At 70.5% G+C, this 12,989-nt stretch carries 7 protein-coding genes; all 7 read right to left on the bottom strand.

The features are described from left to right. Window positions 1-9 precede the first annotated feature (9 nt). Complete coding sequence (locus VPH43_RS07540) at window positions 10-1,815, bottom strand: DUF802 domain-containing protein (RefSeq protein ID WP_328577064.1); 1,806 nt, start codon at window positions 1,813-1,815, stop codon at window positions 10-12. After that, complete coding sequence (locus VPH43_RS07545; RefSeq protein ID WP_328577065.1) at window positions 1,808-2,584, bottom strand: DUF3348 domain-containing protein; 777 nt, start codon at window positions 2,582-2,584, stop codon at window positions 1,808-1,810. Before VPH43_RS07545 ends, VPH43_RS07540 begins: the two co-directional genes overlap by 8 nt. A 181-nt stretch (window positions 2,585-2,765) precedes the next feature. Beyond that, window positions 2,766-4,046, bottom strand: coding sequence for an MFS transporter (locus tag VPH43_RS07550; RefSeq protein WP_328577066.1), 1,281 nt, complete (start codon window positions 4,044-4,046; stop codon window positions 2,766-2,768). A 59-nt stretch (window positions 4,047-4,105) separates the two neighbouring features. Next, window positions 4,106-5,836, bottom strand: coding sequence for a glycoside hydrolase family 9 protein (locus VPH43_RS07555; protein ID WP_328577067.1), 1,731 nt, complete (start codon window positions 5,834-5,836; stop codon window positions 4,106-4,108). Then, window positions 5,833-7,875: a glycoside hydrolase family 2 protein gene (locus VPH43_RS07560; protein WP_328577068.1), complete on the bottom strand. Its 2,043-nt coding sequence runs from the start codon at window positions 7,873-7,875 to the stop codon at window positions 5,833-5,835. The genes VPH43_RS07555 and VPH43_RS07560 overlap by 4 nt, the downstream gene beginning before the upstream one ends. Next, window positions 7,872-10,703: a beta-galactosidase GalA gene (galA, locus tag VPH43_RS07565; RefSeq protein WP_328577069.1), complete on the bottom strand. Its 2,832-nt coding sequence runs from the start codon at window positions 10,701-10,703 to the stop codon at window positions 7,872-7,874. The genes VPH43_RS07560 and galA overlap by 4 nt, the downstream gene beginning before the upstream one ends. Beyond that, window positions 10,700-12,979 carry an alpha-xylosidase gene (gene yicI, locus VPH43_RS07570; protein ID WP_328577070.1) on the bottom strand — a complete coding sequence of 760 codons (2,280 nt, stop codon included), beginning with the start codon at window positions 12,977-12,979 and terminating at the stop codon, window positions 10,700-10,702. Before yicI ends, galA begins: the two co-directional genes overlap by 4 nt. Between the last annotated feature and the right edge of the window lie 10 nt (window positions 12,980-12,989).

The raw sequence follows: 12,989 nt of genomic DNA on the forward strand, positions 1-12,989 counted from the left end.
TCAGTGCATTCAGGCTTCGCCCAGCGCGGCGGCCTGGCGGCTCGACAGCTGCCGCAACTCGTCCACGATCTGCTTCTGCGACATCAGGCTCAGGTCGATGATCTCGCGCGCCTGGGCCACGTAGTAGGCCAGCTGCTCGTCGCTGCGGGCGATGGACTGGGTGAGCGTGCCTTCGATGCGCTGCAGCTGGGCCATCAGCTTGTCGTTGGACTGGCTGAACAGCTGCACCGCCAGGCCAAAGGCCTCGCCCAGGCTGGCCACCTCGACCGCGCTGCCGGTGAGCTGCGCCGCCACATCGTCGAGCCGGCCGCTGTGGGCCTGCACCTGCTCGGCCAGGCGCGCGCCGGCGCCTTCCAGCAGCTGCGTGGACGACGCCACCAGCGTGTCGATCGCATCGCGCTGTTCGGTGGAGGCATGGTTCAGCGTGTCGAGCAGGCCGGAGAGCGTCTGCAGGATGCGAGCCCGTTCGTCGAGCATCGCGTTGTCGCGCACCAGGCTGTCGGACAGGCTCTGGCGCAGCTGCGCGATCACCTCGGCGGCCGCCTTGGGTGCCTCGGCCGCGGTGTTCACCAGCCGGGTGATCTGGTCGATGGTGCTGCCGGCCTGCGCCTGCAGCGCCTCGGTCCAGGCGGCCAGCCGCTGCGTGTCGCCCGACACCAGGGCCGCATGCTCGTCGGCCTGCGCGCGGCCGACGGCTGCCACCAGCGCGGCGGAACGCTGCTCGAAGGTCTGCGCAAACTGCGCCAGCGTGGCCTGCAGCGCCTGCAGCTGGCCCTCGCCGGCGCGCTGGTGCTGGCCAAGCGCCGCCTCCCAGGTGTGGGCCACGCGGCTGGTGGCCGCATCGAAGCGCGCCGACAGGCCGTCCAGCTGCTGCTGCACCGTCTGGGCGACAGCGGTATGCAGCGCCGTCGTCTCGCGCGCGATGCCGGCCATGGTGGCCTCGGCCGCCGGCTGCAAGCTGGCGGCGGCCACGCGGGCGCTTTCGGTGAGGCTGGCCTTCAAGGAGCGGTCGACCGACTCGGCCAGGCCGGTGTACGCCGCCTGCGCCTGGCTGTGGAAGCGCTCCTGCTCGGCCGCCAGGCGGGCGCCCAGCGCCTCGCTCTGGCGCTCCATCGTGGCCATCAGCGCCTGCAGCTGGCTCGCCAGCGCGGGCAGGGACTCGGCTTGCAGCTGTTGCAGCCGCAACGATTGTTCGCGCTGGTGCACCAGGGAAAACGGCCGCAGCGTGGTGGCGATGGCGGCATCGAGCGCCTGTGCGGCCAGCTGCCGGTCGCGCCGGCACAGGGCGGACATCAGGCCCAGCATCGCCGAGGCTGCCACGCCGGCCACCGAGGTGCCGAAGGCGAGGCCCAGGCCCTTGACCGGCGCGGCCAGCGAGGCGCGGATGGCCTGCAGGTCGTTCGAACTCTCCAGCGCCATGCTGGTGCCCTGGAGCGTGAGCACCATGCCGAGAAAGGTGCCCAGCATGCCCAGCAGCACGAGCAAGCCGGCGAGATACGGCGTCATGGCCGGGCCGGGCAGGCCGACACGGTCACCCTCGATGCGCAGGCGCACCGGGTTGCGCAAGCTGGTGTGCAGCCGCTCCAGCCAGGCCGCCAGCGCTGGTGGCGGCTCGTTCAGCCCCGCCACGGCCTGCGCCAGGCTCGCCGTGGCAGCACGGAAGCGCTGCAGTTCGAGCACACCCCAGGCATAGACGCCGGCGATCAGCGCGGTCATGGCCAGCGCCAGCGGATGGCTGCCCCCGTAACCGGCGGCGATCCAGCACAGCGCCGCAGCGCCTGCGGCCCCGGTGGCGTAGTAGAGAGGTTTATTCATGGTGAGCGGGTTGCCGCGAACGAAGCGCGTCCAGCAGGCCTTCGGCCGGCTGAAGCCGCAGCTCCAGCTCGGCGAGCAGCACCTGGTGCAGATCCTTGTGAAACACGTCCAGCCAGGCTGGGGCGGTGGGTTGCGCGGGCGCCGGCAGCGCATCGGACACGCCTGGCGCGGCCAATGCGCCGGCCGCGCGGCGCAGCCGCTCGAAGTGCCTTTCCAGCAACGAAGGCAGCTTGGACAGCAGATGCTGCTCCCGCGCACCGACCACCTGCTCCAGCACGGCGTCCACCGCGGCGAGCTTTCGCAGCGGCGGCGCGCCGCCGGCCAAGGCGCCGCGCAGTTGGCCGCGCAGGCGGGCGATGCCCGCTTCTATCGCTTTCTGCCGCGCGAGGTGGCGCTGGCGGTACGGCGCGTAGTCAGTGCCTGGCCGGGTGGTCGTGTCGATGGCCGGCGCGGGCGCGCTGCCCCGCTGCGGCCGCGCCAGGGCGGGCAGGAAGTCGGCGTCGATCGCCTCGGCCAGCGTGGTGCGCACGCGCGCGAACTCGCGCTCCGCGCCGGCCAAGCTGAAGGAGCACGTGGCGGCCGGCGTGGGGGCGGGCGCACCGCCGTCCAGCGCGGCCGACAAGGCAATTGCGTCCGTCCACGCCAGCCACTGGCTCAAGCCGTCGGCCAGCCCCTGGGTCGATTCAGGCGCATCGACGAGGCCGAACTGGGTGAGCAGGCGAATGAGCGCCGGACCGGTGAAACGTGTGCGGGGTGGCTCTCGCAGCATGTGGCGAGCGAAGGAACGAAAAACCCGGTGGAGCGTTGAGGCAACGGCTCACCGGGTCCGGTGTTGGCTTTGGGTGCCGAGCAGGCAGCCCATGCCGCCCCTCGAATCGACCGCAATTCTACCAAGCCCGTCTATCGCGCCTGCCCGGCCCGCTGCGGCATCCCCAGCGCAGTGGCGCAGCTCACGCCCGGTGGCCAGGCGCCTCGTCGTCGCGCTGGGGAAACGGCGCCAGCCAGGCCAGCACGATGGGGGGCACCGAGAACAGCAGCACCAGGCCGAAGAAGGTGGTGTAGTTGTGCCCCACCAGGCCCCAGACCCAGCCACTCACCGTGCCGGTGGACCACTTGGTGAGCGCCATCACGCCGGTGGCCATGGCGTAGTGCGTCATCTTGAACGGCCCCGGGGCCACCTGCTGCATCATGTAGAGCATGTGGCCCACCGAGCCCATGCCGAAGCCGAACTTCTCCAGCGCCACGATGAAGCCGATCCACAGCGTGTTGTCGGGCAACGCCTGGCTCAGGTAGAAGAAGGTGAGGTGCGGCACGTTGAGCACCAGCGCCAGCACGAAGAAGGACCGCGGCAAGGTGCGCCGCGCCACCAGGAAGCCGCCGAGGAAGGCGCCGGCGATGAAGGCGATCGTGCCCACCGTGCCGTTGATGTGGCCCAGCGACTCGTTGTTCAGCCCCAGTCCGCCGGCGCTGCGCGGGTCCAGCAGGAACAGCGGGCCGAACTTCTCGATGAAGCCCTCGCCGAAGCGGTAGAAGAAGATCACCGCCAGCATCATCCAGATCTGCGGCTTCTGGAAGAACGACACCCACGAGGCCCGCAGCGCGGTGAAGGCCACGCCCACGCTCTGCCCCTGAATGGCCGAAGGCGCGCCCGGCGGCAGCACGCGCAGGTGCCACAGGCCAAAAGCGCCCATCGCCAGCGCCGCACCCGACACCACGATCATCCAGCACTGCACCCAGTCCAGCCCCATGTGGCCGTGCAGCCAGCCGGTCAGCGACACCAGCAGGCCCGAAGCGATCACCGCACCCAGGTTCCAGCACATGCCCTGCAGGCCCGCATAACGCGCCTGGTCCTTCAGCGGCATGGTGGTCATGAACACGCCGTCGGCCACCGTGTCCTGCGTGGCAGAGGCAAAACCGGTGATCCAGAAAAAGGCGAGCGAGAGTTTGAAGAACCCGTCCAGCGGCAGGCAGAAGGCCACGAGGCCCAGCGAAGCCATCATCGCGAACTGCATGCTGATGACCCACCAGCGCTTGGTGCGGTAAGGCTCCAGCAGCGGCGCCCAGAGCGGCTTCAACACCCAGGGCAGGTACATCTGCGAGGTGTAGAGCGCGATGTCCTCGTTGGACACGCCCAGGTTCTTGTAGAGGATGGCCGCGACCACGCCCACCATCACGTTGGGCAGGCCCATCGCGAGGTAGAGGCTGGGCACCCAGGCGAGCGGGTGGCGCATGCGCGGGGCGCCCGGGGTCGCGAGGGGGACGGGCAAGGTGGAGTCGGTCATGGTGTTCATCAGTGCGGATCGGTCAGCACCTGCAGCGCAGCGGACACATACACCAGCGGCGCGTTCCAGTTGATCGCCACTTCGTTGCTCGCGTAGCTGCAGTCATGGTCGATGTAGGACAAGGCGGGCGCCTTGGAGGCATACGGCACGGGGCAGTCCTTGGCGTCGTGCTGGCCTGCATGGGGCCCACCGACGATGAAACCGGGCACCGGCGCCGCCACGCCATCGGCCATGGAAGGCCGGTGGTGCGGGTGCATCGGCGAGTGTTCGCCGATGCCGGTGACCATGGACAGGCCCAGCGGGTTGCGGCCCAGCACGTAGTCCAGCGCCGCCTGCGCGGCATCCAGCATGCGCCGTTCGCGCGTGAGGCGGTAGCCCTGCACCAGCACCAGCGCCTGGTTCAACGCCACGGCGTTGCTGCCCCAGACAAAGTCGCCGGTCTGCATGGCGACCCGGTAGGGCGAGGCCTGCCAGGCGTCGGCGAGTTGCCGGGCCTGGCCGGTGATGCGGCGCTCGACCAGCGCACGGTCGGCGGCCGGCGTGAGGCGCTCCCGGTGGTGGGCCAGCGAGATCCAGGCCAGCGCCCCCACGTCCGACCAACCCGGCACGCCCATCGTCGCCTCGGCCGGTTTCATCGCCGCCAGATAGGCATCGTCGCGGGTGCTCAGGTAGAGCTCGGCCGCCGCCCAGGCGAACTCGTCGGCGAGGTGGCTGTCGTCATAACCGCCGGTGTGGATGTCGGGCGGCTGGCGGTACACCACCGCCGGATGCTCCTGCGCCCAGCGCCAGGCCTGCCGGGCGGCCGCCAGCATGCGCGCAGAAAGCCCCGGCCGCTGCGCCTCGAAGGCGGCAAACACGCGGCTGGCCTGCGCCATCACGGCCGCGAAGTCCAGCGTGGCCGCGGTGCTCTTCATCACGACGTAGCGCTGGCCACCGGTCTGGTGCGGCATCACCGCGCCGTCGAAGCCCTTGTCGGTGAGCTTGTGGTACACGCCGCCGTCCGCCGGATCCTGCATGGTGAGCATCCAGTCCAGGTTCCACAGCGCCTCGTCCAGCAGGCCGGGCAGGCCGTTGCCGCTTTCCGGAATGTTCAGCGCCTGCGCGCGGAAGAACTGCGGAAAGTGCTCGTAGGCGGCCAGCAGCGTGTAGACGGTGATGCCGGAATTGACGATGTACTTGTTGTAGTCGCCGGCGTCGTACCAGCCCTTGGGCGAGGAAATCACGGTGCCTTCCGGCCGGCCCGGTCCCGCGGCCGATGCATGCACGAGCACGTGGGTGTCGGGGTGGCCTGCAGGCCGTGCCCAGGGGCCGGCATGGCGCGGCTCCAGGGCGATGCCGGCGCGGTTGTAGTAGTAGGCCTTGAGCGCCGCCGCGTTCAAGGCGGCATACGCATCCGGCGCGATCGTGAAACGCGGCGAGTCGGCCAGCCCGTCCACTTGCAGGCGGTACTCGCCCGGCGTGGTGAGTGGGGAGAAGTCAGCCATGCGCACCGCCTGCTGCGCCGGCGCCCAGGTGGCCGGCGCAGCGAGCACGCCGCGGTAGGCCTCGCGGCCGGTGCGCACGTCGACCACCGAGAAGGCGGCGCCACCGGCCGGGGGCACGGCGGCCCACTTGGCCGCGCCGGGCACGAAACCCGCCTGGTTGACCTGGATCGCCCCCGCCGCCGGGGGCACGGGCGGCGTGCTGCAGGCCGACATGCCCACGGCCAGCAGCAGCGCGGCAATGCGCAAGTGCGTCATGGTGTGCCCACCCACACCACCGAGTCGGTGGCTCCGGCGTCGGTGCGCACACCGAGCAGGTTGCGGCCCGGCGACAACGGCACATCGCGCCACACGGCGATGCCGTCCGCGGCATGGGCGGTGCCCACCGGCCGGCCGTTGAGCGCCAGCGTCACACGCTCGGCGTTGGTGTAGACCTTCAATGTCGCCGGCCCGGCGGGCCGCGGCGTGAACCGCCGGCTGGCGATGTGGACCATGGGCGTGCGGCTCCAGTGCGCACGATAGAAGTGGTAGGCGTCCTTGCGCATCTGGCGGTCGTAGCTGATGAGGCCCTTGTCGTTGATGCCGGGCCGGTCGCCCTCGTTGCGGCCGGCCGAAGCGAGGTCGAAACCCACCCAGACGAAGCTGCCCCACAACCAGGGGCGCGCTTGGATCTGCGGCCAGTAGGCTTCGTGGAACAGTGCCTGGTATTGCTCGGGATGCCAGCGGCTGGCGGGCTGGGGCCGCTGCGGCGGATCCTGCTGGTGCAACGCGCTGGCGCCGGCGCCGTATTCGCTGATGCCGATGGCCCGCGTGGGCAGGCGCGTGTGCAGCGCATCGGCCCACGGGCCGATGTCGGAGAGCTGGCCGTCGTACCAGCCGTAGTAGCGGTTGTAGCCGGTGAGGTCGGCCTGCAGGGCCATCGGGTGGTCATCGGCGGCGCAGCAGTGCGCATAGGCGGTGAGGCGCTGCGGGTCCTCCTGCTTCAGCTGCGTGTGCAGCTCGGCCAGCAGCGCGCGCACGGTCTCGTCCGAGCGGTAGACCTCGTTGCCCACGCCCCACACGGCCACCGCAGCGTGGTGGCGGTTCTGCCGCACCAGCTCGCGCAGCTGCTGAGCGAGGTTGCTGCGGAAGGCGTCGCTGTCGTGCAGGGCGCTGTTGAGCGGGATCTCGGTCCACAGCACGAAGCCCAGTTCGTCGGCGCGTTCGTACACCCGCTGCGGATGCTGGAAGTGCACCAGCCGCAGGCCGGTGACCCCCAGCTCCTGCAGGATCCGCAGGTCCTCGTCGATCTCTGCATCCACCACGGCCAGGCCCTTGCCCGGCCGCCCGGGGTGGAAGTAGTTGACGCCGTGCAGCGGATACGGCTTTCCGTTGAGCAAGAAGCCGCGCTGCGGATCGACCGCCATCGTGCGGATGCCCACCGGCTGGGCGAGCTGGTCGACCACCTTCTCGCCCTGCAGCACCTCGGCCGTCAGCCGATAGAGGTAGGCATCGTGCACCCCCTGCCACAAGCGCGGCTTGCTCACCTGCAGCGCCAGCGTGGCGGTTTCGGTGGTCGCCACGGGCACCCGCCACGCCTGGTCCGCCTGCGCCACCACCTGCCCCGCCGCATCCCGCAGCGCCACCCGCAGCACCAGGCTCTGCGTGGCGGACGTGTCGTTGCGCAGGCGCGCCTTCACCTGCAGGTTCGCACCCGCGGGCGCGATGCCGGTGGTGGCCACCTCCAGGCCCGGACTGCCATGGTCCAGCAGGTCGAAGTGTGCGGCGGCAGTCTCCACCAGGCGCACCCGGCGATACAACCCGCCGAACACCGTGAAGTCGCCGCCCAAAGGCGCCACCGTGGGCAGCGTGCCGTTGTCCACCCGCACCGCGACCACGTTGCGGCCGGCCTGCAGCCACCCGGTGACATCGAAGCGAAAGCGTGCGTAGCCGCCGTCATGGCGCCCGGCATGGCGGCCGTTGACCCACACGTCGGCGGCCAGCGCCGCGCCGTCGAACTCGAGGAAGCTGCGCCGGTCGCCCGCCGCCGCCGGGCGCACGAGCGCCAGGCGATACCACCCCGGCCCGCGGTAGTACGCACCGCCAGCCTCGCCATCCACCGCGTTCCAGGTGTGCGGCAGCGTCACCTGCGGCCAGGCGCTGTCGTCCAGGCCCGGCGCCTGCGCGCCGGCCACGTCGGCACGCTGGAAGCGCCACGGGCCGTCGAGCGGGGTCTCCACGCGTGCGGTGGCCTGCGCCATCGCGCACAGCGCCAACAGCACAACCGCCACGCAGCGGTGCCAGGCTGCCGGTCTCACGGGCCGGCCTCCACGATCACCCGGCCCACGATGCCCGAAGGCTGGCCCGGCTGCGACTGCAGCAGCACCGTGATCTCACGGCGCAGGGGCCCGGCAGCCAGCGGTACCGACAAGGGCCCGGGCGAGGCGCTGGTCTTTTCCGCCACGCGCACGCCGTCGACCCATATCTCGGCCCGGCCCGCGATCTCGAGGAAGCTCAGGCGTGCGTGGCCGTCGTTGCGGTCGGCGCGCAGGCGCAGCTCGGCGCGGTAGGTGCGCCAGGGCAGCGCCTGCGGCTGCTGCTTCATCGGGGGCGCACCCCATCCCCACGTGTTCATGTCGCTGTCGGCCAGCACCTGGTGAGGATCGGGCCGCTCGGCCTGCGGCGGCGAGATGCGCCAGTACGGCGGCGTGGTGGTGGGCTGGGCACCGGGCACCGCCGGCAGCGCAGGCGCCGCCCGCAGCTCGAGCAGGGCCTGCGCGTCCTGCAGGCCCGGCGACACGGCACGCAGCTTGAGAGCGCCGCCGCCGCCGCGGCGGCTCTGCACGATCACCTGCGCCAACCCGTTGTAGAGGCTGCGTTCGCCGGCCTTGTCGGCCTCGTGCGAATTGGGGTCGCCGTTGCCCACGCCGATGATCGCGCCCTCGCCTTCCAGCTCGAAGCGCACATGCAGGTTGGCCGTGGGCACCGGCCGGCCTTGCGCATCGACGGCGCTCACGGTCACCGGCACGGCGTCCAGCCCGTCACCGGCCAGCGCGGTGCGCTCGGGTTCCAGCACCAGTCGCGCGGGCGCGCCGCTGGTCTCGACCCGGTCGCGCGCCAGTTCGGCGTTGCCGCGCAGCGCCACCGCTTCCAGCCACCCCGGCGCATAGGGCACCTGGAAGGTCGCCATCTCGAAGCGGTCGACATCCTGCTCACCGACCACGGCGCCGTTGAGCAGCAGCCGCACGCGCGGCGCGTTGGTGGCCACCATCACCTTGATGGGCTGACCCTCCCGGCCCGCCCAGTTCCAGTGCGGCACAAGCTTGACCACCGGGCGGTCGTGCACCCACTGCGCCTGGTGGAGGTAGAACGCCGTCTTGGCGAAGCCGCACAGGTCCATCGCGCCGAAGAACGAACCGGCGCTGGGCCACTCGAAGGGCGAGGGTTCGCCGCGGTAGTCGAAGCCCGACCACACGAACCCGCCGGCGATGAAGGGCCGTTCGGCGATGGCGCGCCAGGCGTCGCGGTGGGTGGCGCCCCAGTCGGCCGGCTGGTCGTCGTAGCTGTCGAGCACGTGAGCCGCGCGGTCGGTCGCGAACTCGCCGCGCGACATGTAGGCCGAGGTGTCTTCGGAGCTGGTGATCGGCAGCGTGGGGTGCGCCTTGTGGAAGCGGTCGTAGGCGCCGGCCTGGTAGTTGAAGCCCACCACGTCCACGGCCTGGGCCACGTTGATGTCGGAAAACAGCCCGTCGTTCATGGCCGCGGTGACCGGGCGGGTGGTGTCCAGCGCCTTCACCGCCGCCACCATGCGCCGCACCATCTCGTAGCCGATCTCGCTGCCCTGCATCGGCTCCTCGTTGAACACCGACCAGAGGATCACGCTCGGGTGGTTGCGGTCGCGCCGCACCATCCACGTGAGCTGGCTCAGGTACTCGGGCGAGGGATTGAAGTTGCGGTTCTCGTCCATCACGAGAAAGCCCATGCGGTCGGCCATGTCCAGCACCTCGGCCGCCGGCGCGTTGTGGGCGAAGCGGATCGCGTTGACGCCCATGTCCTTCAGGCGGCGCAGCCGGTAGGCCCAGATCGCCTCGGGCACGGCCACGCCCACGCCGGCGTGGTCCTGGTGGATGCACACCCCCTGCAGCTTGACCGGCTCGCCGTTGAGGAAGAAGCCGCGCTCGGCGTCGAAACGCAGCGTGCGGAAGCCGGTCTGCACCTCGGCGCGATCGATCTCGGTGCCGCCCTCGCGCAGCAGCGCGCGCACGCGGTACACCTGCGGATCGCGCACCGACCACCATCGGGGGTCGCGCGGCGCCAGCTTCACGCGCGCGGTGGCGCTCTTCAGCGCGCCCACCCGCGCACGCACGCTGCCCTTGGCCACTTCGGTGCCGGCGGGGTCGATCAGGCTCACCTCCACCACCGCATCCCGGGGCGCCCTGGCGCTGCTTTCCAACGTCACCTCCACCGGCAGCGACCAGCCGCGGCCGGTCTTCACCGGGTTGGCGTGCACGCCGTCGGTGGCGATGTGCAGGGCATCGCGCTTGACCAACCAGGTGTGGCGGTAGATGCCCGCGCCTTCATACCACCAGCCTTCCATGGCGTCGGCATCCACCCGCACCGCGATGGTGTTCACCTCGTTGCCGTAGCGCAGGTAGGGCGTGATGTCGATGTTGCGGCCGTTGTAGCCCGACCAGTTGCGGTTGACGACGATGCCGTTGATCCACACCGTGCTGTGTGTGGCGATCGCATCGAACTGCAGCTCGAGGTGCCTGCCGCGGTCGGATTCGGGCAGCTGCAGGTAGCGCCGGTACCAGCCGATACCGCGCGCGCGGTAGCCCTGCGACGCGTTTTCGTTCGGGTCGAAGGGGCCTTCCACCGCCCAGTCGTGCGGCAGGTCCAGGCGCCGCCAGGCCGAGTCGTCGAAGTCGGGCGCCGCGGCGCCCGGCGCGTTGCCGGCCTTGGCATTGCCGTAGCTGGCACCGTGGCCCCGTATCGGCGGCACCGCCACGTCGCCGCGGTGGAACAGCCAGCCCGGGTCCAGCGACAACCGTTCGCGGCTGGCCGCGCCGGCAGCGGTGGTGCCGACGCAGCTCCATGCCAGGAGCACCGCGCACGCCCAGCGTGCCAGGGGTCCCAGGGTCGTCACACCGGCACTGCCCAGGCGCAGCTGCTCCCGGCCTCCTGCACCGGGCTTTGCCGGCCACCGACTTCCAGGCACCACTGCTGCAGCGCGCCCTCGGTGACCGTGGCGGTGTAGTGCGAGCCCTCTCGGCGCACCGTGCCGCGCGCGGCGATGCGGCCATCGGGCGCCGCCACCGTGAATGCAGCGCTGGCACCGTCGGCCAGCTCGAACACACGCAGCACCACACCCTTGGCGTAGTCGTAGTCCGGCCGTTCGGTCTCGCTGCCCCAGGGCAGCACCGTGTTGGGTGCCACATACAGCGGCAGGCTTCGGAAGTCGTGCGTTTCGCGGTACCAGCGGCCGCCTTCGCGCACCTGGCCGTTGAGCAGGTGGGTCCACCGGCCGGTGCCGGGCAGGTAGACATCGGCCTCGCCGCTGTCGGTGAACACCGGTGCCACCAGCAGCGCTTCGCCGAGCTGGTACTGCCGGTCCAGGGTGGCACAGGCCGGATCGCCGGGATGCTCCAGCACCATGGAGCGCATCATCGGCACGCCCGTCTCGCTGGCCTCAATCGCCTTGGCGTACAGGTAGGGCATCAGCCGGTGCTTCAGCCGGGTGAAGGCCTGCAGCACGTCGCAGCTTTCTTCGTCGACCAGCCAGGGCACGCGGTAGAAGCTGCTGCCATGCAGCCGGCTGTGCGAGGACAGCAGGCCGAACTGGATCCAGCGCTTGTACACGGCCGGCGGCGGGTTGCCTTCGAAGCCGCCGATGTCGTGGCTCCAGTACGCAAAGCCGCAGCTGGTGAGCGACAGGCCACCGCGCAGGCTCTCGGCCATGGACTCGAAGTTGCTCCAGCAGTCGCCGCCCCAGTGCACCGGGAAACGCTGCCCGGAGGCATAGCTGGAGCGGGCGAACACGATCGCCTCCTCGCCCTTCACTTCCTGCAGCACCTCGAACACCGCCTGGTTGTAGTGCAGCGGGTAGAGGTTGTGCATCTCCACCGGGTCGCTGCCATCGTGGTAAGTCACGCCATCGCTGGGGATGCGCTCGCCGAAGTCGGTCTTGAAGCAGTCCACCCCCATCGCCAGCAGGCGGCGCAGGTGGCCCTGGTACCAGGCCTTGGCGCCTGGGTTGGTGAAATCGACGATCGCCATGCCGGGCTGCCACAGGTCGGTCTGCCACACATGGCCGTTGGGCCGCTTGAGGAAGTAGCCCTTCTCGGCGCCCACTTTGAACAGCGGCGACTTCTGCGCGATGTAGGGGTTGATCCAGAGGCTGATCTTCAGGCCCTTGGCATGCAGGCGCGCGAGCATGCCCTCGGGGTCGGGGAAGCCGCGTGCGTCCCACTCGAAGTCGCACCACTGGAATTCGCGCATCCAGAAGCAATCGAAGTGGAACACCGCCAGCGGCAGCTCGCGCCGCTGCATCTCGTCGATGAAGTGGGTGGCGGTGGCCTCGTCGTACTGGGTGGTGAACGAGGTGGTCATCCACAGGCCGAAGCTCCAGGCCGGCGGTAGCGGCGCGCGGCCGGTGAGCGCAGTGAGGCGCTGCACCACCGCCTTGGGTGTGGGGCCGGCGATCACGCAGTAGTCCAGGCTCTCGCCTTCGCGGCTGAACTGCACCCGCGCCGTCTTCTCCGAGGCCACCTCGAAGGACACCGGCCCCGCTTCGTTCACCAGCACGCCGTAGCCGCGGCTGCTCAGGTAGAACGGCACGGCCTTGTAGGCCTGCTCGCAGGCGGTGCCGCCGTCCTTGTTGGTGTTCTCCACCACCTGGCCGTTCTTCACGAAGGGGGTGAAGCGCTCGCCCAGGCCGTAGATGTTTTCGCCCACGGCCAGCGCGAGCTGCTCGTGCACGAAGCTGCCCTTGTCCATCCACTGCACGTAGCCCAGAGAGCGCCAGCCGCTGTGCGTGAGCACCTTGTCGCCTTCTCGGAACACCAGGTCCCAGCCTTCACCCTTTTTCAGCTCCACCGTGAGCTGGCCGGTGGTGAGCGTGGCATGGGTGTCGGTTTCGGTGGTGCGCACGGCCGGCTTGCCGGCGCCGGGCATCGGCACATGCAGCCGCGGCGGCTGCGAGGCGGCGTAGTGCTCCACGCTCACGCGCACCACGCCTTCGATCGGTGAGCTGAGCGTGAGGGTGAGCGTGGGGCCGGCGAGCGTGTCGCCGCGGTGCTTGATCGGCCGTGTGGTGGCAAGCACCACCAGCCGGTCGTCGTGGACTTCCACGGCATAGGCTTCGCTGGCGTAGTGGGCCGAGACGCCAGGCTGCAGCAGCCACTGTCCGTCGGTGAACTTCATTGCGATACAG

Origin of the sequence: Ideonella sp. BN130291 (genome assembly GCF_036231905.1) — a bacterium.
Lineage (GTDB): Bacteria > Pseudomonadota > Gammaproteobacteria > Burkholderiales > Burkholderiaceae_C > CAMLIZ01.